Annotated in this window: 20 protein-coding genes; 12 read left to right on the forward strand and 8 right to left on the reverse strand. The window is 61.7% G+C overall.

From position 1 onward, the window contains the following. Positions 1–113: 113 nt before the first annotated feature. From BUB78_RS01675 to BUB78_RS01695, 5 genes are read left to right on the forward strand one after another with little or no spacing between them, the layout of a single operon-like run. Complete coding sequence (locus BUB78_RS01675) at positions 114–986, forward strand: ATPase (protein WP_073194263.1); 873 nt, start codon at positions 114–116, stop codon at positions 984–986. A 28-nt stretch (positions 987–1014) separates the two neighbouring features. Continuing rightward, on the forward strand, positions 1015–1938 hold the full coding sequence (gene metA, locus BUB78_RS01680) for a homoserine O-acetyltransferase MetA (protein WP_073194264.1): 924 nt from the start codon (positions 1015–1017) through the stop codon (positions 1936–1938). Then, positions 1922–2896 carry an alpha/beta fold hydrolase gene (locus tag BUB78_RS01685; protein WP_073194266.1) on the forward strand — a complete coding sequence of 325 codons (975 nt, stop codon included), beginning with the start codon at positions 1922–1924 and terminating at the stop codon, positions 2894–2896. Before metA ends, BUB78_RS01685 begins: the two co-directional genes overlap by 17 nt. 38 nt (positions 2897–2934) lie before the next feature. Beyond that, the gene (gene ppk2 / locus BUB78_RS01690) at positions 2935–3804 is read left to right on the forward strand and encodes a polyphosphate kinase 2 (protein WP_073194267.1); all 870 of its coding nucleotides are present in this window, start codon (positions 2935–2937) and stop codon (positions 3802–3804) included. Continuing rightward, positions 3797–4408, forward strand: a complete 612-nt coding sequence (locus BUB78_RS01695; RefSeq protein ID WP_073194269.1) for a TetR/AcrR family transcriptional regulator — start codon at positions 3797–3799, stop codon at positions 4406–4408. The genes ppk2 and BUB78_RS01695 overlap by 8 nt, the downstream gene beginning before the upstream one ends. A gap of 98 nt (positions 4409–4506) precedes the next feature. Here BUB78_RS01695 and rpsI read toward each other — a convergent pair whose 3' ends face one another. The 3 genes from rpsI to BUB78_RS01710 form a co-directional block, all read right to left on the reverse strand. Continuing rightward, the gene (rpsI, locus tag BUB78_RS01700; RefSeq protein WP_073194270.1) at positions 4507–4995 is read right to left on the reverse strand and encodes a 30S ribosomal protein S9; all 489 of its coding nucleotides are present in this window, start codon (positions 4993–4995) and stop codon (positions 4507–4509) included. After that, complete coding sequence (gene rplM / locus BUB78_RS01705; protein ID WP_073194272.1) at positions 4995–5459, reverse strand: 50S ribosomal protein L13; 465 nt, start codon at positions 5457–5459, stop codon at positions 4995–4997. The genes rpsI and rplM overlap by 1 nt, the downstream gene beginning before the upstream one ends. Positions 5460–5736: 277 nt before the next feature. After that, positions 5737–6156, reverse strand: a complete 420-nt coding sequence (locus BUB78_RS01710) for a PaaI family thioesterase (protein WP_073194274.1) — start codon at positions 6154–6156, stop codon at positions 5737–5739. Between the two features lie 222 nt (positions 6157–6378). On the opposite strand from BUB78_RS01710, the gene trmFO reads away from it, so the two are divergent. Genes trmFO through gluQRS form a run of 3 tightly spaced genes read left to right on the forward strand, consistent with a single transcriptional unit; the run spans position 6379 to position 9224 of the window. After that, positions 6379–7734, forward strand: coding sequence for a methylenetetrahydrofolate--tRNA-(uracil(54)-C(5))-methyltransferase (FADH(2)-oxidizing) TrmFO (trmFO, locus tag BUB78_RS01715; RefSeq protein ID WP_073194276.1), 1356 nt, complete (start codon positions 6379–6381; stop codon positions 7732–7734). Positions 7735–7755: 21 nt separating this feature from the next. Next, the gene (locus BUB78_RS01720; protein WP_073194278.1) at positions 7756–8370 is read left to right on the forward strand and encodes a class I SAM-dependent DNA methyltransferase; all 615 of its coding nucleotides are present in this window, start codon (positions 7756–7758) and stop codon (positions 8368–8370) included. Beyond that, positions 8367–9224: a tRNA glutamyl-Q(34) synthetase GluQRS gene (gene gluQRS, locus BUB78_RS01725; RefSeq protein WP_073194280.1), complete on the forward strand. Its 858-nt coding sequence runs from the start codon at positions 8367–8369 to the stop codon at positions 9222–9224. Before BUB78_RS01720 ends, gluQRS begins: the two co-directional genes overlap by 4 nt. Before the next feature lie 35 nt (positions 9225–9259). Here the strand turns inward: gluQRS and BUB78_RS01730 are convergent, their stop codons facing one another. Continuing rightward, complete coding sequence (locus tag BUB78_RS01730; protein WP_073194281.1) at positions 9260–10411, reverse strand: pyridoxal phosphate-dependent aminotransferase; 1152 nt, start codon at positions 10409–10411, stop codon at positions 9260–9262. A 63-nt stretch (positions 10412–10474) separates the two neighbouring features. Here BUB78_RS01730 and BUB78_RS01735 point away from each other — a divergent pair, with 63 nt between their 5' ends. From BUB78_RS01735 to BUB78_RS01745, 3 genes are read left to right on the forward strand one after another with little or no spacing between them, the layout of a single operon-like run. Then, complete coding sequence (locus tag BUB78_RS01735; protein ID WP_084732720.1) at positions 10475–11800, forward strand: M48 family metalloprotease; 1326 nt, start codon at positions 10475–10477, stop codon at positions 11798–11800. Between the two features lie 12 nt (positions 11801–11812). Further along, positions 11813–12562, forward strand: a complete 750-nt coding sequence (locus BUB78_RS01740; RefSeq protein WP_073194284.1) for a DsbA family protein — start codon at positions 11813–11815, stop codon at positions 12560–12562. Between the two features lie 4 nt (positions 12563–12566). Further along, positions 12567–13115 (forward strand): hypothetical protein, encoded by a 549-nt coding sequence (locus BUB78_RS01745; RefSeq protein ID WP_084732721.1) that lies wholly within the window; start codon positions 12567–12569, stop codon positions 13113–13115. On the opposite strand, the gene gndA is transcribed toward BUB78_RS01745, so the two are convergent. From gndA to BUB78_RS01765, 4 genes are all read right to left on the reverse strand, one after another. Continuing rightward, entirely contained in the window at positions 13102–14547 is a 1446-nt protein-coding gene (gene gndA, locus BUB78_RS01750; RefSeq protein WP_073194286.1) for an NADP-dependent phosphogluconate dehydrogenase, read from the reverse strand. The two genes, BUB78_RS01745 and gndA, sit on opposite strands and share 14 nt — an antisense overlap. A gap of 117 nt (positions 14548–14664) precedes the next feature. Beyond that, the gene (gene argF / locus BUB78_RS01755) at positions 14665–15591 is read right to left on the reverse strand and encodes an ornithine carbamoyltransferase (RefSeq protein WP_073194633.1); all 927 of its coding nucleotides are present in this window, start codon (positions 15589–15591) and stop codon (positions 14665–14667) included. Between the two features lie 79 nt (positions 15592–15670). After that, positions 15671–16846, reverse strand: a complete 1176-nt coding sequence (locus tag BUB78_RS01760; RefSeq protein WP_073194288.1) for an aspartate aminotransferase family protein — start codon at positions 16844–16846, stop codon at positions 15671–15673. 231 nt (positions 16847–17077) lie between these two features. Next, the gene (locus tag BUB78_RS01765) at positions 17078–18331 is read right to left on the reverse strand and encodes an MFS transporter (protein WP_073194635.1); all 1254 of its coding nucleotides are present in this window, start codon (positions 18329–18331) and stop codon (positions 17078–17080) included. Between the two features lie 167 nt (positions 18332–18498). On the opposite strand from BUB78_RS01765, the gene BUB78_RS01770 reads away from it, so the two are divergent. Next, positions 18499–19398, forward strand: coding sequence for a DMT family transporter (locus BUB78_RS01770; protein WP_073194290.1), 900 nt, complete (start codon positions 18499–18501; stop codon positions 19396–19398). The last annotated feature ends 6 nt before the right edge of the window (positions 19399–19404 follow it).

The raw sequence follows: 19404 nt of genomic DNA on the forward strand, positions 1-19404 counted from the left end.
CAAGCAGGATCAGGCCCCGCCCTCTTATCCGGGCGGGGTTTTTTCGTCGCACGACTGCTTTGGATTGACCCCGGCAACCGCAGTTTGTAGCACGATCCCAAAGGGGACCGACGATGATCTATAAATCGGCACAAGACTGGCAGGAGGCCACCCATAAACGGGTGCTGTTTTACGGCATGTCAGGTCTGGGCAAGACGTACCTCTCGAACATGCTGCGCGAGGGTGGCGACTGGTTTCACTACTCGATAGATTATCGTATCGGCACCCGTTACATGGGCGAGCTGATTGCCGATAACGCCAAGGCTCATGCCATGCAGGTGCCGTTCCTGCGCGAATTGCTGCTCACGGATTCGATCTATATCGGCTCGAACATCACCTTTGACAATCTGGCGCCGGTCTCGACCTATCTTGGCAAACCGGGCGATCCGGCCAAGGGCGGCCTGCCGATTGAGGAATACCGTCACCGTCAGGAACAGTTTCGCCAGGCCGAAATCGCCGCGCTGATGGATACCGGGCATTTCATTTCGCGGGCCGAGGCGCTTTATGGCTATCCGCATTTCATCTGCGATACCGGCGGGTCGATCTGCGAATGGGTGGATGGGGATGACCCAAGCGATCCGCTCCTGACCGAGCTGTCGCAGCATTGCCTTTTGATTTACATTGAGGGCAGCGAGGCCCATACCCAGGAATTGATCCGCCGGTTTGATCGTGCGCCCAAGCCGATGGCCTATCAGCCCGATTTTCTGGATCACGCGTGGAAGGAATATCTAAGCGAAAACAATCTGGAAGCCGACGAAGTTGATCCAGATAGCTTTATCCGCTGGACCTATGCGCGCGCGCTTGCGCACCGCCAGCCACGATACGAGGCCATGGCCCCATGGGGGGTCACAGTCAGCGCCGATGAGGTCGCAACGGTCAAAACCCCGGCCGATTTCGATCACCTGATCGCGACCGCCCTTGAGCGGCGCGCCGATACGCCTATCTAATCCCGACACCCTGAGGAGTCGCACGCCAATGCCGATCAAGATCCCCGCCAACCTGCCCGCCTATGACGTGCTCACGCGCGAAGGCGTCATGGTCATGGACGAGGATCAGGCCACCCGTCAGGACATTCGTCCGCTGCGGATCGGTTTGCTCAACCTCATGCCGAAGAAAATCCAGACCGAAAACCAGTTCGCCCGCCTGATCGGCGCGACGCCGCTTCAGATTGACCTGCATCTGATCCGGATGAGCGAGCATCAGGCAAAGAACACCGCCGCCGAGCATATGGAAAGCTTTTACCGCACCTTTGAAGAGGTCGAGGCTTCGGGCGACAAATACGACGGTCTGATCATCACCGGCGCACCGATCGAGCATCTGGAGTTCGACGCCGTCACCTATTGGGGCGAACTTGAACGGGTGTTCGAGTGGACCCAGACCCATGTGCAATCGACCTTCGGCGTGTGCTGGGGCGGCATGGCGATGATCAACCATTTCCACGGCGTCAAAAAGCATATGCTGGAGCATAAGGCCTTCGGCTGTTTCCGGCATCGCAACCTTGTGCCCTCGTCGCCCTATCTGCGCGGGTTTTCGGATGAATGCGTGATCCCGGTCAGCCGCTGGACCGAAATGCGCCAGGATGAGATTGAGGCCGCCGGTGGCCTGACCACGCTTTTGTACAGTGACGAGGTTGGCCCCGCCCTGGTCGAGGACCCGGCCCATCGCGCGCTCTATATCTTCAACCATTTTGAATATGACAGCGACACCCTCAAGCAGGAATATGACCGCGATATCGAGGCTGGCACGCCGATCAACGTGCCTTGCAACTATTACCCGAATGACGATCCCAGCAAGCCGCCGCAAAACCGCTGGCGCAGCCACGCCCATCAGCTTTACGGCAACTGGATCAACGCGATCTATCAATCGACGCCGTTTGATATGAATGACATTGGCCGTTAAATCCCTTGTCATCCTCGCGGTCCTGTTGGCCGGCCTCTGGGCCTATGCCAACCACCGCGCCCGCGCGCACGAGGCCCGCGCCGAAGCGGCCTTTCCCCCCGAGGGTGAGATCATCGAGGTCGACGGCCACCCCGTTCATGCGGTGGTCATGGGCCCAGAGGGTGCGCCCGACCTGGTGCTGATCCACGGCGCCTCGGGCAACACCCGCGACATGACCTTTGATCTGGCGCCGCAACTTGCCAGCGATTACCGCGTGATCGTGTTTGACCGCCCCGGTCTTGGTTATACCGCGCGCATCAACCACAGCGGCGCCACCATCAGCCAGCAGGCCGCTTTGCTGCAACAGGCCGCAGGGCAGCTTGGCGCGGATCACCCCATCGTGCTTGGCCATAGCTATGGTGGCGCGGTGGCCCTTGCCTGGGCGCTCAACCACCCAGAGGCCATCTCGGGTCTGGTGATGCTCGCCGGGGCGGCCAAGCCCTGGGAGACCGGGCTTTCGACCTACTACAAGGTGCTGTCGCATCCCGTTCTCGGGCCGCTGGTGATCCCCTTTCTGACCGCCTTTGTTGACGATAGCCGCGTCGAGGCCGCGGTCGGTGAGATATTCGAGCCGCAAACCGCCCCCGAAGGCTATCTGCATCACATCGGAGCGGGCCTAACCCTGCGCCGCCAGTCTTTGCGCGCCAATGCCTTGCAACGCGCCAACCTTCTGGCCGAGGTCGAGGCGATCCATATGCGCTACGCTGAGATCGACCTGCCGGTCGAAATCCTGCATGGCACCGTCGATACCACCGTGGGCCTGCATATCCATGCTGACCCCCTGTCGCGCCAAATCAAGGATGCGGTCCTGACGCCCCTGCCCGGCATCGGCCATATGCCCCAGCATGCGGTGCCCGGTCAGGTGATTTCCGCCATCCACCGGGTTGCTGCGCGCGCGCGATTGCGCCCTGTCCCCTGAGCCGCCATACTGGGCGAAACCCCTTGTGAGGCCCGAACATGGATCTGCCCTTTGACGGCGCGATCAGCGCTTTTTTCGAAAAAGACATTCCCGACGATATCCGCAATGAAATCCGCCGCGCGGATAAGGGCGATATTCTCGGGCATGAGTTTCCCTATTCCGAACGTATGCCGCGCAAGGCCTATGAAAAAGAGCTGGGCAAACTTCAGATCGAGCTGGTCAAGCTTCAGGCCTGGGCGCGCGAAAGCGGCGCGCGCGTAATCTGTATCTTCGAGGGGCGCGATGCGGCTGGCAAGGGCGGCACGATCAAGCGGTTTCGCGAGAACCTGAATCCGCGCGGTGCGCGCGTCGTGGCGCTTCCCAAACCCTCGGACACCGAGGCGACGCAGTGGTATTTCCAGCGCTATATCGACCACCTTCCCGGCGCCGGTGAAATCGTGTTCTTTGACCGAAGCTGGTACAACCGGGGCGTGGTCGAAAAGGTTTTCGGCTTTTGTTCTGATGCGCAGCGCGAGCATTTCTTTGCCCAGGTGCCTGATGTGGAACGCATGCTCGTTGAGGAAGGGATTTACCTGTTCAAATTCTGGCTCAACGTCGGGCGCGCCGAACAGTTGCGCCGGTTTCTCGGGCGCGAGAGTGACCCTCTCAAGCAATGGAAGCTGAGCTGGATCGACGTCGAGGGCCTTAAGAAATGGGAGGACTATAGCGCCGCCATCTCCGAGACCCTGACCCGGTGCCATACCGATCACGCGCCCTGGACGGTGATCCGATCCGATGACAAGCGCCGCGCCCGCTTGGCGGCGATCCGCACCGTGCTTTCGTCGATCGGTTACGCCCGCAAGGACGCGCGCGCGATCGGGGCACTTGATCCGGCCATCGCCGCCGGGCCAGAGATATGGAATGGCTAAACAGGGCTATCATCACGGCAATCTGCGCCAGTCGCTCGTCGATGGTGCGCTGAACCTGATCGAGACCAGGGGCCCGGCCGGTTTCACCCTGTCGCAGGCCGCCAAAAGCGCCGGGGTGACGCCGGCCGCCGTTTACCGCCACTTTGCCGGGCGCGACGATCTTATTTCAGAGGCGGCGCGCCAGGGCTATCTTGTCTTTGCCGACCGGCTTGAGGCAGCGCGCGCCAGGGCGCCGGACGGGGCCGGGCAAATCCACGCGCTTGCCCGCGCCTACCTGGCCTTTGCGAGAAGCAATCCGGGCCATTACATCGCGATGTTCGAAAGCAGCATCGACATCAACCGCCTGCCGGGTCTTGCCGATGCCGCCGGGCGCGCCCGCGCGCTGATGCATGGCGCCTGCGACGCGCTCTGCCCTCTGATTGCCGCCGAGCGTTGCCCCGAGGCAAGCCTTCTGAGCGCGCATATCTGGGCGATGAGCCATGGTGTCGTCGAGCTGTTCCTGCGCAATTCTGCCGGCCTCTCGGATCACGCCGCCCCCGAAGAGATGCTTGAGGCGGGACTTACCACCTATCTGCGCGGGCTTGGCCTGTCCGATAAGGTCTGAGCAGGCTCAGGCGCCTTTTTCCCGACATCCAAAAGCAAAAAGGCGCAGCCAAAGCCGCGCCTTTCCAAATCTGTAACCACGAAACGTGGCCCGGTCGCTTAACGCTTGGAGAACTGAAAGCTCTTACGCGCTTTGGCCTTGCCGTATTTCTTACGTTCCACAACGCGGCTGTCGCGTGTCAGGAAGCCCGCAGCCTTCAGAGCACCGCGCAGGGCGGGATCATAAAGCTGAAGCGCTTTCGAGATGCCGTGCTTGACCGCACCGGCCTGACCCGAAAGACCACCGCCCTTGACGGTTGCCATCACGTCGAACTGATCTTCAACGCCGGCCACCGTAAAGGGCTGGCGCAGGATCATCTGCAACACGGGGCGTGCAAAATAGGCGTTCATTTCACGGCCATTGACAACGACCTTGCCGGAGCCCGGCTTGATCCAGACGCGGGCAACCGCGTCCTTGCGCTTGCCAGTGGCATAGGAACGGCCAAGCTCGTCACGAACCTGTTCGTGGCGCACCATGGTTTCGGTCTCGGCAACGACGCCTTCTGCGATCGATTCCAGACCTTCGAGGGATTTGATTTCGTCAGCCATCAGTATGCCACCCGCGTATTCTTGGAGTTCATGGATTTGACGTCCAGCACCGCGGGGCTCTGGGCCTCGTGGGGGTGCTCTGCGCCCGCATAGACGCGCAGGTTGGTCATCAGAGTGCGCGACAGGCGGTTGCCCGGAAGCATGCGCTTGACGGCCTGCATCACGACGCGCTCGGGGTATTTCCCTTCCAGGATTTCGCCCGTGGTGCGCGACTTGATGCCACCGGGGTGGCCGGTGTGCCAATAGTTCGGCTTTTCGCGCTTGTTGCCGGTCAGCTGTACCTTGTCGGCATTGATGACGATCACGTTGTCACCCATGTCCATGTGAGGGGTAAAGCTGGCCTTGTGCTTGCCGCGCAGGCGAACGGCGATGATCGAGGCAAGACGACCAAGAACAACGCCTTCAGCGTCGATCAGGATCCATTTCTTGTCGATATCTGCCGGGGTAGCAGAGAATGTTTTCATTTCAGGCAAAACCTTGTGCTTGATCTTTCGTCTTGATCCGCCTCGACCGCGATTTGGCCGCGCTGATACGATGGGCGGGTTATAGACGCTTAGATTGTCAGGTCAACCACGGTTTATCCGATTAAATCACGCAAAATCAACGCCTTATAAAATAGGTAATATATTACCCCATTCATCCCGGCGCTTTCGGCTGCAAATAGGCCCTGCCTGCCCTGCGATCTTCTTCTTGGCATCAATACTCTCGGGGGGTCCGGGGGCATACAGCCCCCGGCCTTACCTACTTGGGCGGAATCGCATAGGTAAGGCTGGCGCGCGCCACAGGCGCCTCAAGACCCTCGGAAAAGATCAGCACTTCCCCGACGGATAAAACCCTGCCCAGCTTGAGCAATCGGCATTCTGCGATAAGGTCAACGCCCGCGGTCGGCTTGCGCATGAAATCAATGCTGCAATTGGTGGTCACCGCCAAGGCCTCGGGGCCGATCATCGCAAGCGTCGCCAGATAGACCGTCACATCGGCCAGGGCAAAGATCGACGGTCCAGAGACCGTGCCACCGGGGCGCAGATGCCGCACGCCCACAAGCAGGCGCACGCGGACGCGCATGTCACCCACCTCCTCAATGGCAAAATCACCTGCAACCTGGGGAAATTCCTGTTCCAGAAACCTCGTCAGCTCGTCACGCGTCATTTTAAGGCTCATGCATTCCTCCCTGCCCCTTCGCGCGTCAGAATGGCCACAAGCCATAACGGGATACAAGCCGCCAATTCGCGACGGCCGGGACAGCGGCCCAACCATGGTAAAAAACAAGCCCGGCTCCGACACCGCCGAGATGGATCACGGCCTTGATCGAAAAGAGCAACCCGGATCGGGAACAGTGAGCGCCTCTTTTCAAAACCCCTGCAATCGCCTACATCCCACTGCATGAGCAAAACACTTCATATTATCGGCGGCGGCATGGCCGGCTCCGAGGCCGCATGGCAGGCCGCCCATATGGGCGTGCCGGTCGTCATCCATGAAATGCGCCCGGAGGTGAAAACCTTTGCCCATCGTACCGGCGATCTGGCCGAAATGGTCTGTTCCAACTCGTTTCGCTCGGATGATGACGAACAAAACGCCGTCGGGCTGTTGCATTGGGAAATGCGTGCCGCCAACGGCCTTATCATGCAGACCGCCGAAAAGCATCGCATTCCCGCCGGTGGCGCGCTCGCGGTGGATCGCGATCCCTTCGCGCAATCGGTGACGGCGGCGCTTCTGGCGCATCCCAATATCACGGTTGAATACGGCGCAATCGATACCCTGCCCACCGAAGGCCACTGGATCATCGCCACCGGCCCGCTCACCTCTGAAGGGCTTGGCAAGGCGATTGCCAGTGAGACCGGCGCCGAGTCGCTGGCCTTTTTCGACGCCATCGCGCCGATCCTCTATTACGACAGCATCGACATGTCGCGCGCCTGGATGCAATCGCGCTATGACAAGGGCGAAACCGAGGCAGAGCGCACCGCCTATCTCAACTGCCCGATGGACAAGGCGCAATACGAGGCCTTTATCGACGCCTTGCTTGCCGCCGAGAAAACCGAGTTCCACGAGGGCGAAACCGCCGGGTATTTCGACGGCTGCCTGCCGATCGAGGTCATGGCCGAACGTGGCCGCGAAACCCTGCGCCACGGCCCGATGAAGCCGGTCGGCCTGACCAACCCGCATCAGCCGGATGTTAAACCCTGGGCTGTGGTGCAATTGCGCCGGGACAATGCCTTAGGAACGCTCTATAACATTGTGGGATTTCAGACAAAAATGAAATACGGCGCACAAAAAGACGTGCTCCGTATGATCCCGGGTCTGGAAAACGCCAGCTTTGCCCGCCTAGGCGGCATTCACCGCAATACCTTCATCAATTCGCCCACCCTTCTGGACAATCAGATGCGCCTTCGTTCGCGCCCCCATATCCGCTTTGCCGGTCAGATCACCGGCGTCGAAGGCTATGTCGAATCCGCCGCCATGGGGCTTTTGGCCGGGCGCATGGCCGCCGCCGAAATCCTCGGCGCACCGCTTGCCGATCCGCCCCAGGATAGCGCTATGGGCGCCCTGATCCACCACATCACCGGCGGCGCCGAGGCCAAGACCTTTCAGCCGATGAACGTCAATTTTGGCCTGTTCCGGCCCGTTGACGGCCTCAAAGGCGGGCGGCGTGGCCGCAAAGACCGCTACAAGGCCTATACCGACCGCGCCAAAGCCGCCTGGGGTGACTGGCTGGCAAAGTCTTTACTGGACGTGGCGTAACTCTTCGGTCACTCTTGGAACATGACTGAAAAATTTCTGGATAAGGCCTATGGGCTGGACACATCAGAAGACGCAAGCCAGTTTTATAACGACTGGGCAAGCACTTACGACGCGGAAATCGCCGAGAACGGCTATGCCACACCGGGCCGCTGTGCCAAGGCGCTTTTCGCCAAGCTGCCTGAGCCTGACACCCCTGTGCTCGATTTCGGCTGTGGCACCGGCCTCTCTGGTCTGGCGCTCAAACTGGCCGGATTCAAGGTAATCGACGGGATCGACCCAAGCCCCGAAATGCTGGCGCAGGCCACTGCCAAAGGCGTCTATCGCAGCCTGTCATCGCTTGACGTGACCGCCAAAACCCCGATCCCGAAAGGCGCCTATAAGGCGATCGCAGCCATTGGCGTGATCGGCCCCGGCGCGGCCCCGCTCTCGACCTTCGATATCCTGATGAAGGCGCTGGATCGCGGCGGTTATCTGGTCTTCAGCTATAACGATCACGCCCTTGCAGACCCTATTTATGAAGGCGCCCTCAACGGCTGGCTCGATTGCGGCGCGGCCCGTCTTTTGAGCAAGGATTACGGCCCCCACCTGCCTGGTCAGGGGTTGAACTCCAACGTATATGTTCTTCAAAAGACGTGACTTTTAGAACGCGCTTTGCCCCGTCTCCGACGGGCCCCTTGCATCTGGGCCACGCCTTTTCGGCGATCACGGCCTATGACATGGCCACCGCCGCTGGCGGCATATTCCACCTGCGCATCGACGATATCGACCAAAGCCGAAGCCGCCCCGCATGGGAGGCGCAGATTTTCGACGATCTGCACTGGCTTGGCCTAAGCTGGCCGATGCCTGTTCTGCGCCAATCCGAACGCTTGCCGCGCTATTGCGACGCCCTCTTGCGGCTTTGGGACATGGGCCTGCTCTACTCCTGCTCCTGTACCCGCGCCGATATCCGCGCCGCCGCCTCTGCCCCGCAAGAAGGCGCGCCGCTGCACGGCCCCGACGGGCTGATTTACTCCGGCACCTGCCGCCCCGCCACGCCGCCCAAGGGTGTGATGCCAATCGACAGCGCCCTGCGCCTCGACATGGCGCGCGCGCTCGCCAGTGTCTCAAGCCCGCTCGCCTTTAGCGAATCAGGCGAAGGGCCAAACGGCGAAACCGGTTCGATCACCCCGCACAACATGGTCCAAACCGTCGGCGACGTCGTGCTCGCCCGCCGCGCCATGGGCGCCTCCTATCATCTGTCGGTGGTGATCGACGACGCGGATCAGAGCATCACCCACGTGATCCGCGGCCAGGATCTCTTTGCGGCTACGCAAATCCACGTCCTCCTGCAACGCCTGCTCGACCTGCCAACCCCGCTCTATCATCACCACGGGCTGATCCGCGACGCTCAGGGCAAACGCCTCGCCAAACGCGATGACGCCCGCGCGATCAAGACCTACCGTGCCGAGGGCGCCTCCCCCGCAAAAATTCGCCAGATGATCGGGCTCTGAGCTTCTTCTTGGAATAAATACTCAAATCCTGCGCCTCAGCGCGCGCCACGCTCCGCCATGAAACGCCCCAGCCGCACCAGCCCCTCTTCGATATCCGCGGTCGCACGGGCATAGGAAAACCGGATCGTGCCGCCCCCGCGCCGCGGATCGAAATCAAGCCCCGGTGTCACCGCAACCCCCGCTTTTTCCAGTATTTCGGCGGCAAAGGCGCGGCTGTCATCGGTCAGGTGGCTGACATCGGCATAAACATAGAACGCGCCATCGGGCGGCGCGATCCGCTCAAACCCGGCCTTTGGCAATCCCTCAAGCATCAGCGCGCGGTTGCTCCGATAGACCGCCATATTCGCCTCAAGCTCTGCGCCACAGTCCATTGCCGCCAAAGCTGCCACCTGGCTGGCATGGGACGGACAGATGAACAGGTTCTGCGCCAGACGCTCGATCACGCGCACATGATCTTCGGGCACCACCATCCAGCCGACGCGCCAGCCGGTCATGCTGAAATACTTGGAAAACGAATTGATCACATAACACTCATCGGTGATCTCAAGCGCGCTGACCGCCTTGGCCTCATATTCGATGCCGTGGTAAATCTCGTCGCTGATAAAACTCGCGCCCTGCGCGCCCGCCGCCTCGATGAGATCGGTCATCGCCCCGCGATTGAGCATCGTCCCTGTAGGATTCGCCGGACTGGCCACCAAAAGCCCGCTCAGGTCCTGCCCGCCGAGGTCGCCCGCAACCGGTTGCAGGCGGTTTTCCGCTGCGGTCTCGATCTCGACCGGCACAAGATCAAGCGCGCGCAGGATCTGGCGGTAGCTGGGGTAGCCCGGGCTGCCGATGCCAACCCGATCCCCGGCATCAAACAGCGCCGTAAACGCAAGGATGAACGCGCCGGACGAGCCCGGCGTGACAATCACCCGCCCGGGCGAAAGGTCAACATTATACCACTCTCCATAAAGTCGCGCGATGCGCGCCCGCAACGCCGGCAGGCCAAGCGCCACCGTATATCCCATCGCGTCCTCGTCCATCGCGCGGGCAAGCGCGCTGCGTGCCCCTGCGGGCGCGGCGGTGCCCGGCTGGCCGACTTCCATATGGATGATATGGCGCCCGCTTGCCTCGGCGCGGCGCGCGGCCTCCATCACATCCATCACGATGAAGGCATCGACCTGGGACCGGGTTGAGTTCCGCATCGCTTTACTCCTAGACTGTGCATGTTTGATCCCTCGTTTCACTGGGAAAGGCCCGTGCCGTCAATGCAACTTCTCCGATTTTTCGCGATTTCCCTGATCCTGATGCTTGGTATCGCCGCGCCGGCGCGCGCCATTACCCTGTTGCGCGACCCCGATATCGAATATGCCCTGCGCGAGCTGGCAACGCCGATCCTGCGCGCCGCCGGGCTAAGCGCGAACCGGGTGGATATTCTGGTGATCGACGATCCGAACCTCAACGCCTTCGTGGTCGATTCCGATAGCATGTTCATTCATTCCGGGCTGATCCTGCGGATGAAGACACCGGCGATGCTGCAATCCGTGATCGCCCATGAGGCGGCCCATATCGCCAATGGCCATCTGATGCGCCGTCCGATTAATGCGCGCAACGCCCGCACCGCCGCCGGGCTTGGCACCGCTCTGGCCATCGCCGCCGGGGCCGCTGCCGGAAGCGGCGAATTCGCCGCCGGGGCTGCCGCCGGGCTTCAGGGCGCCGCCATGCGCAGCTTTTTCTCGCATACCCGCGCCGAGGAAAACGCCGCCGACCAAAGCGGCATGCGCTTCATGAAGGGCGCGGGCGTCGATCTCAATGGCTCGGTCGAGGTGATGGAAATCTTTCGCGGGCAAGAGGCCCTTTCGGTCACGCGACAGGATGCTTACGCGCGCACTCATCCCCTCTCGCGCGATCGCTATCGTCTGGTGCGCCAGCTTGCCGGCGCACAGGGCGCCGCCCCCGCGCCGGACCCTCAGGCCAATTACTGGTTTGCCCGCGCCAAGGGCAAGCTTTCGGCCTTTCAGCGCTCGCCGAAATGGACCCTGACGCGCGCCGGAGAAAGCGGCTTTCAGGATGTCAAACTGATGCGCCAGGCGGTGGCCTATCACCGTCAGGCCGATCTGCGCCGCGCCATGGGCGCAATCGACGGCGCGTTGGCGCTGCGCCCCAAAGACCCCTACCTGCATGAACTGCGCGGTCAGATCCTGATAGAAAGCCGCCAGATCAAGCCGGCGGTCGCCGCCTATGCCCGCGCCACCAACCTTGCTTCGAACAACCCGCTTATCCTCGGGTCCTACGGGCGCGCCCTTCTGGCCGATGGACAGCTTGCCAAGGCGCAGCAGTTCCTTGAAAAATCCCGCGCCCGCGATGGCCGTGATCCGCGCGTGATGCGCGATCTGGCGGTGACCTATGCCAAACAGGGCAATAACGGCATGGCCTCGGTTTTGACGGCGGAACGTTATGCCATGGTCGGCCGTCTCAAAGATGCTAAGATACATGCCAAACGCGCAACAGACCTTTTGCCGCGCGGGTCCGCCGCTTGGCAACGGGCACAGGATGTGCTCTCTGCCGCGCAAGACGCTGAAAAACGGAGATAAGTGAGAATGCCCATGATACGCCCCCTTCTGAGTGCCGCAGGTCTTTGCCTGTCTCTGAGCCTGCCCGTGCAGGCGCTCGACCTTGAATCGATGTCAGAGGGCGACCGCGCCCTGCTGCGCAACGAGATCCGCGCCTATATCCTCGACAATCCGGAGATCATCATGGAGGCCGTCGCCGTTCTCGAACAGCGCCAGTCCCAAGAACAGAGCCAGGCCGATATCGATCTGGTCAAGGTGAATGCCGAGGCCCTGTTCAACGATCCCGCCTCTTGGGTCGGGGGCAATCCCGAGGGCGATATCACGCTGGTCGAATTCATGGATTACCGCTGCAGCTATTGCCGGCGTGCCCATGACGAGGTCACCGGTCTCTTGGAAAAAGACGGCAATATCCGGTTTATCGTCAAGGAGTTCCCGATTTTGGGCGACGAATCCGTTCTCGCCTCTCGCTTTGCCATCGCCACGCTTCAGGTTGCGGGCGATGACGCCTATAAATCGGTGCATGACGCTCTGATGACCTATAGCGGCGCGATGAACGAAACCGGCTTTAGCCGGATCGCCGACACGCTCGGGCTTGATGCCAACAAGATCATTTCCGAAATGAACGGCGACGCCGTCGACAAGGTGATCGCCGACAATCACGCCCTGGGTCAGCGCCTCGCCATCAGCGGCACACCCTCCTTCGTGATGGGCGATCAGATGTTGCGCGGCTATCTGCCGCAAGATGCGATGCAAGAGATCGCCAACGAGATCCGCGCGAACTAAGCCGATGTCGCTTTTCAATGCAGCAGCAGCCCTGTCACTGGGGCTGCTGTCACCTTTCGCGGCTCTGGCCGAGGCGCCAACTCAATCTCGCTCTGTGCTTGGCGAGGCGATCCGCGCGACCCTGATCGAGACCCCCGATCTTCTGGCACCTCTGATGGCGCGCACCAGTGGGCTGAACCAACCAGCCGCCCTCAACATCTACGCCGATGACATGGCCGCCGATCTAAGCGCCCTCGCCCGCGCCGCGCCGAGGCTGTATGACGCGGCTCTGCCCGGTTTTGGCCCAAGCGAGGCAAAGCAGAAAATCGCGCTTTTCACCCGAAAGGACTGCGCCGAATGTGTCGATGCAGAGGTCGGGCTTCGGACCCTGAGCGAAACCTATGATCTGCGCGTAACCCTGCTTGATATGGACATACACGCCGATCTGGCGCGCGATCTCGGGCTTGACCTTGCCCCGTCTTATGTCTTCGGCGACATGATGCTGCGCGGGGCCATGCCCTCCATCGTGCTGGAACGGTACCTGAGCCGGGACCAGGCTTTCACCGTTCCATAAATACTCCCGCGCGGAGCGCGTGCTCCAGCGCCTGATCCCGCCATGGTCCGTGATGCTTGCCCGCCTGGCCCAGCCTCTCAAAGCCGTGATGCCCAAAGACATCGCGCTGTGCCTGAATGATATTGGCGCTGCCATGGCCCTGTCGCATGCTGTCATACCAGCCAAGCCCTGCCGAAAGCGTCGGCACCGCATGCCCGCCGTGCACCGCGCTGCACACCACCTGCCGCAGGGCCGGAAGGGTGCGCGCAAGGGTCTCGGCGAACTCTGGTGCAAGGATCAACTGGCCATGCGGCGGATCTGCGCCAAAGGCGCCTGCAATATCATCCAGCAAAGCCGAGCGTATGATACAGCCCGCCCGCCAGATCCGGGCGATCTCGGCAAAATCGAGGGCCCAGTCATACTCCTCGGAGGCGGCCGCCAGAATGCGAAATCCCTGCGCGTAACACAGGATACGCGCGGCCATGAAAGCCTCGGCAAGCACCTCGGGCGTGCCATCAAACGCGCCCAGGGAACCGCCTAGGATACTCTCAGCCGTTTGGCGAGTGGCCTTTTCCGAGGACCAGCCGCGCGCGCCGACGGCAGCCTCAATCATGCTGGCCGATTGCCCCATGCGCAGCGCCTCGATCACCGTCCAGCGCCCGGTGCCCTTTTGCCCGGCGGCATCCTTGATCACATCGACCATCGGGTGCCCGGTTTCAGGGTCGGTGTAGCCAAGCAACCTGCCGGTGATTTCCACCAGATAGGATTTTAACGGTCCCCTGTCCCAGACGGTGAACAGCGCGCCGATCTCGCCGGGCGGCATCGCGGCGCCATTGCGCAACAGGCTGTAAATCTCGGCGATGACCTGCATATCGGCATATTCAATGCCGTTGTGGACAGTCTTGACGAAATGCCCGGCCCCGTCAGGCCCCAGATGCGCCACGCAGGGCGCGCCCTCGTGGTGCGCAGCAATCACCCGCAGGATCGGTCCAAGCTGTTGCCAGCTGTGATCTGATCCCCCCATCATCATCGACGGACCGGTCCGCGCGCCAAGTTCGCCGCCCGACACCCCGAGACCGACAAAATGCAGGTCCCGCGCGCCAAGCTCGGCGGCGCGTCGCCGGGTATCGTGGAAATTGGCATTGCCGCCGTCTATCACCGTGTCGCCCGGCGATAAAAGCGGAGTGACCGCCGCGATCATCGCATCCATCGGGGCGCCGGAGGGGATCATGAACAGGATCACACGCGGGGTCTTGAGCCCGCTGACGAAGCTTTCAAGACTGTCATGCGGGTGCAGCCGCTCGGCCAAATCCCCCGCCTCGGCCAAAAAGGCCGCAATCCAATCGGTTTCGCGGTTGGTGACAGCGACGTCAAACCCATGCTGGGCCATGTTGAGCGCCAGGGCGCTGCCCATCGTCCCAAGACCGTAAACCCCGATCTGTGCTTGTGACATGCCTCGCCCCCCGCCGCGCTATCTTTAGAGCTTTACGCTACGCCCTGATGCAAGAATTGCAAGCGCGGCCGGACCGAGAATTTTCCAAAAATTCTGGTCACCGAGAGGGGCAGTGTCTCAGACGCCAAGACACCAGCGCATGACCGCCTTTTGCGCATGAAGACGGTTCTCGGCCTCGTCAAAGACCACGGAATGCGGGCCGTCCATCACTGCCGATGTGACTTCTTCTTCACGATGCGCGGGCAGGCAGTGCATGAAAAGCGCATCGGGCTTGGCGACCTCCATAAGTTTGTCGTTCACCTGATAGGAGCGCAGCATGTTGTGGCGGCGTTCCTTGGTGGATTGGCTGTCATGCATGCTCACCCAGGTGTCGGTCACCACAAGGTCGGCACCCTCGGCGGCCTTGTGGGGGTCACGCTCGATGGTGATGGTGCTGCCGGCCTTGCGCGCAAGGCCGATGAATTCACCCTCGGGGTCGAGCTGCATCGGGCCAGTGAAGGTCAGGTCAAAGCCGAACTGACCCGCCGCATGCAAGAGCGAGGCGCAGACATTGTTGCCGTCCCCCGACCAGACCACTTTCTTGCCTTTGATCGGCCCGCGATGTTCTTCGTAGGTGAGGATATCGGCCATGATCTGGCAAGGATGGGTGCGATCCGTGAGGCCGTTGATCACCGGAACATCGGCGTATTCGGCCATTTCCAGAAGAACGCTTTCGTCAAAGGTGCGGATCATGATCAGATCCACATAGCGCGACAGAACGCGGGCCGTATCGGCGATGGTTTCGCCGTGGCCAAGTTGCATGTCCGCACCCGAAAGCACCATGGTCTGTCCGCCCATCTGGCGCACGCCCACATCGAAGCTGACACGGGTGCGGGTCGAGGGTTTCTCGAAGATCAGCGCGACCATACGCCCGGCAAGCGGTTGATCATCATCGGGCATGCCGCGCGGACGCCCGGCGCGTGCGGTCTTCATCTCGCGCGCCTGATCAATGATGGCGCGCAAATGGTCGGCGGGGGTTTTGTGGATGTCGAGGAAATGCTGCATGGTGGTATCGCTTTTTGTCAGGTGAGGCATGTGGGGGCCAGCCCCCACACCCCCGGAGTATTTCGGGAAAGATGAAAGATCAGGCGGCTTCAACGGCGCTGGCGGCCCTGTCGAGACGGGTCATCGCCTCGGCGATGTCATCGTCGGTGAGGGTGAGGGCGGGCAACAGGCGCACAACGTTATCGGCGGCGGGCACGGTGACAACAAGCGCTGCGTAGCCCGCATTGACCACGTCAAGATTGGAGGCCTTGCATTTCAGGCCAAGCATCAGGCCGGTTCCGCGCACCGACTCGAACACTTCGGGATGGGCGGCCACAAGACCTTCGAGTTTTTGGCGCATGAGGCCCGCCTTGCGGTTTACTTCAGCAAGGAAACCGGGGTCGGTCACGATATCCATCACGGCGCAGCCCACGGCGCAGCCAAGCGGATTGCCGCCATAGGTCGAGCCATGGGTGCCCGCCGTCATGCCAGAGGCCGCAGCCTCGGTTGCGAGAACCGCCCCGAGGGGAAAGCCGCCGCCGATGCCCTTGGCGACCATCATGATATCCGGGGTTACCCCCGCCCATTCATGGGCAAACAGACGCCCGGTGCGCCCGACGCCGCATTGCACCTCGTCGAGGATCAGGAGGATGCCTTTTTCGGCGCAAAGCGCCCGCAGCCCCTTGAGGCATTGATCGGGCAGCGGACGAATGCCGCCTTCGCCCTGGACCGGCTCAATCAGGATGGCCGCTGTTTTGTCATCAATCGCCGCATTGAGCGCATCATGGTCCCCCCAGCCCAGATGTTTGAAGCCAGGCAGAAGCGGGCCAAAGCCCTTGGTCATCTTTTCAGAGCCGGCCGCCGCAATGCCCGCCGACGAGCGGCCATGGAACGAGCCCTCAAAGGCGATGATATCGGTGCGCTCGGGCTGGCCCGCGTCATAAAAATGCTTGCGCGCCATCTTGATCGCAAGTTCACAGGACTCAGTGCCCGAATTGGTGAAAAACACCGTGTCGGCAAAAGTATTGGCCACGAGTTTATCGGCCAGCTCCTGTTGCTTGGGGATATGGTAAAGGTTCGAGGTGTGCCAGAGCGCGCCAGCCTGTTCGGTCAGGGCCGCCACCAACGCCGGATGGGCATGCCCGAGGGCATTGACCGCGATCCCGGCCCCGAGATCGAGAAAACGTCGCCCGTCGGCTTCGATAAGCCAGCTGCCTTCGCCTTTGACAAAAGTCAGAGGCGCACGGTTATAGGTGGGCAGAACGGACGGGATCATGTCAGCTTTCCTTGTATAAGAAGCCCTTTGAGTGCCGGAACACCGGGGCCAAGTCAATGATTTGAGATAACCTGGGAATGTTAGGTAAGGTCAGGCACAGCAAGAGTGCTGAGGGATCAAACGTGCGGAACCGTCAGGCGCAAAGGCGTCGGCGTCGGGTCGGGCTATATGTGGCGCGTTTGATCATGGCGGATCACTTAGCGGGTTTCGGGGGCTGTGAAAAGCAAAATCTCAGTGCGCGAGACCTGTGATTTGCGCCTCTGCGCTGCTTGGCGGCTCGATTGTCACGCGCGCCCGCCCCAGACGCGGATGCAGATTGCGCGCCAGCCCCCAGGCCCCCAAAAGCGCAAGACCGCCCGCCGCGAAAATCCCCGGCATCGGCGCCACCAAGAGCACCAGCCAGGATATCCCCGGCGTGAGTATCCCCGACACATCGCGGTAACTGGCATAGATCGCCGACATCTCGGTGCGCTCCGAGGGCTTGACCGCAAGCAGAAACGGCAATCCGCCCGAGACATCGAGCAGGATCAGGAAGAACGAGGCCGAGGCAAGCGCACAGACGGTCACCCATGGCACGCCCGACAGGGCCGCCCCGAGGAAAAACAGCCCCCCCGCAAGCAGGAACCCGGCACGCACCGCATGGCGAATGGTGCGCCGCTGCATCCAGGCCAGCATGAAGGGCGTCAGAAACAGCATCCCGTTGGAGAACGACAGCATCATCCCGCCCAATTGCTCGCCAAGGCCGCGCTCAACGGCAAAGATCGGCAGATAGACAATGTAGATCCACCAGCCGCTTGACCGGATCACCGCGAACAGCCATCCGGCGACAAGGCGACGTTGTGCAAAAAAGCGCGGCAGGAACGCCAGCGGATTGGTCGGCGGGCGTCGGCTTTTGGTGATCAGCCGTCCGTTGCCAAGGCGCATGTAGAGAAACACGCCAAGCATCACCCCCGAGGCCAGGGCGGCAATCACAAACGGCAAGGGCCGCCACCAGCCCAACAGGACGACGCCCAGAAACGGGCCGATGGTCCAGCCAAGCGCGCTATAGAACATGCGCGAGGTTTCGCAGCGCCCCAGATCGGCCTTGACGATGTAATCAAGCACATAGGCGTTGAAACAGACAAAGGTGGTCACCGTTGCCGAGGTGATCAGCGCAAGCGCCCCGATCATCGCCGCGCCACTGCCGATGATTGCCAAAAGCGCCCCTGTTCCAAACATCAGCGCGCCGGTCACATAAATCCAGCGCCGCGCGACATAGCGGCCGATGAAAGGCACCATGAGTCCGACGCCAAGCGACAGAAGGCCGACCATGAAATAGACCTCTGACACAAGTGCCGCGTCCTGCAGGGCGGTGTACATCTCAAGCGGAAAGACCGAAATCAGGATGCCGCGCGCCACCGCCTCGGCCCCTGCCAGCACAGCAAAACCGCGCACCGAGGGCGCGGGCGCATGGCGGAGCCATTCGGGGATACGGCGTTGATGCATGAGCGGTCTTTCAGGGGACTTGCCTTTTGGCTTTGCACAAATCTGGGGGCGATGTTTTGCCCGCACCGACATGGCGTCGTTTTTGACCTGTCGCAGCATGCAAAGGTGATGGACCAGCCCCGGTTTTTGTCCTTGCAAGGGCGCGCAGGGCGGGCCAAACACTGTCAATGTTCACTCCGCGCGCTCAAAATCCGGCCCTCGCCGCCCTGCTCACGCTTATGGCGGCGGCATTTGCGGCGGGCACGACGCTTTTGGCCAAGGCGCTTGGCACCGGGGTGCTTGGGGCACCGATGCATGCGCTTCAGATCAGTCATGGGCGGTTTTTATTCGCACTTCTGGCGATTTCTGCGGTCACGGCCATAATGCGCCCCCGCTGGACACGGCCCGATCTGGGATTGCATGCCAAGCGCTCGGGGCTTGGCTGGGGCGGGGTGACACTCATGTTTGCCGCTGCCGCCTTTATCCCGCTCTCGGATGCCACCGCGATAAGCTTTCTCAACCCGGTCTTTGGCATGATGCTGGCAATCCCGCTTTTGGGTGAGCGGGTTGGCCCGACCCGTTGGACGGCGGCTGCAATCGCGCTTTTGGGGGTGGTTATCCTGACCCGGCCCGGCACGGGCGCCATCGAGGTCGGCGTCCTTCTGGCGCTTGGATCGGCGGTTTGCCTTGGTGGCGAGCTTATCTTTATCAAACGCCTGTCGGGGCGCGAGGGGCCCTATCAGATCTTGCTGATCAACAACGCCATCGGGCTTGGCATCGCGACGCTTGCGGTGATCTGGGTCTGGAGCGCGCCAAGCGCGCCGCAATGGGCCGCCCTTGCGGGGATCGGCGTGCTGATGGCCCTGGCCCAGACCTGTTTCGTCAATGCCATGGCACGCGCCGATGCAAGCTTTGTGGCGCCTTTTTTCTATACCGCCCTGGTTTTTGCGGGTCTCTATGACGGTTTGATCTTTGGTGTCTGGCCTGATGCGATATCAATCATCGGGGCGGGTGTGATCCTGTCCGGGGCCGGTCTTTTGGCCTGGCGCGAGGGCCGATTGCGGCCAGTGACGCAACGCGACCTTTGACAAATC

This window comes from Roseovarius marisflavi (genome assembly GCF_900142625.1).
GTDB lineage: Bacteria > Pseudomonadota > Alphaproteobacteria > Rhodobacterales > Rhodobacteraceae > Roseovarius > Roseovarius marisflavi.

Excerpts from the sequence above, each read along its gene's own strand:
- BUB78_RS01675 (WP_073194263.1), top strand. The coding sequence starts at position 114 with ATGATCTATAAATCGGCACAAGACTGGCAGGAGGCCACCCATAAACGG.
- metA (WP_073194264.1), top strand. The coding sequence starts at position 1,015 with ATGCCGATCAAGATCCCCGCCAACCTGCCCGCCTATGACGTGCTCACG.
- BUB78_RS01685 (WP_073194266.1), top strand. The coding sequence starts at position 1,922 with ATGACATTGGCCGTTAAATCCCTTGTCATCCTCGCGGTCCTGTTGGCC.
- ppk2 (WP_073194267.1), top strand. The coding sequence starts at position 2,935 with ATGGATCTGCCCTTTGACGGCGCGATCAGCGCTTTTTTCGAAAAAGAC.
- BUB78_RS01695 (WP_073194269.1), top strand. The coding sequence starts at position 3,797 with ATGGCTAAACAGGGCTATCATCACGGCAATCTGCGCCAGTCGCTCGTC.
- rpsI (WP_073194270.1), bottom strand. The coding sequence starts at position 4,995 with ATGGCTGACGAAATCAAATCCCTCGAAGGTCTGGAATCGATCGCAGAA.
- rplM (WP_073194272.1), bottom strand. The coding sequence starts at position 5,459 with ATGAAAACATTCTCTGCTACCCCGGCAGATATCGACAAGAAATGGATC.
- BUB78_RS01710 (WP_073194274.1), bottom strand. The coding sequence starts at position 6,156 with ATGAGCCTTAAAATGACGCGTGACGAGCTGACGAGGTTTCTGGAACAG.
- trmFO (WP_073194276.1), top strand. The coding sequence starts at position 6,379 with ATGAGCAAAACACTTCATATTATCGGCGGCGGCATGGCCGGCTCCGAG.
- BUB78_RS01720 (WP_073194278.1), top strand. The coding sequence starts at position 7,756 with ATGACTGAAAAATTTCTGGATAAGGCCTATGGGCTGGACACATCAGAA.
- BUB78_RS01730 (WP_073194281.1), bottom strand. The coding sequence starts at position 10,411 with ATGCGGAACTCAACCCGGTCCCAGGTCGATGCCTTCATCGTGATGGAT.
- BUB78_RS01735 (WP_084732720.1), top strand. The coding sequence starts at position 10,475 with ATGCAACTTCTCCGATTTTTCGCGATTTCCCTGATCCTGATGCTTGGT.
- BUB78_RS01740 (WP_073194284.1), top strand. The coding sequence starts at position 11,813 with ATGATACGCCCCCTTCTGAGTGCCGCAGGTCTTTGCCTGTCTCTGAGC.
- BUB78_RS01745 (WP_084732721.1), top strand. The coding sequence starts at position 12,567 with ATGTCGCTTTTCAATGCAGCAGCAGCCCTGTCACTGGGGCTGCTGTCA.
- gndA (WP_073194286.1), bottom strand. The coding sequence starts at position 14,547 with ATGTCACAAGCACAGATCGGGGTTTACGGTCTTGGGACGATGGGCAGC.
- argF (WP_073194633.1), bottom strand. The coding sequence starts at position 15,591 with ATGCAGCATTTCCTCGACATCCACAAAACCCCCGCCGACCATTTGCGC.
- BUB78_RS01760 (WP_073194288.1), bottom strand. The coding sequence starts at position 16,846 with ATGATCCCGTCCGTTCTGCCCACCTATAACCGTGCGCCTCTGACTTTT.
- BUB78_RS01765 (WP_073194635.1), bottom strand. The coding sequence starts at position 18,331 with ATGCATCAACGCCGTATCCCCGAATGGCTCCGCCATGCGCCCGCGCCC.
- BUB78_RS01770 (WP_073194290.1), top strand. The coding sequence starts at position 18,499 with ATGTTCACTCCGCGCGCTCAAAATCCGGCCCTCGCCGCCCTGCTCACG.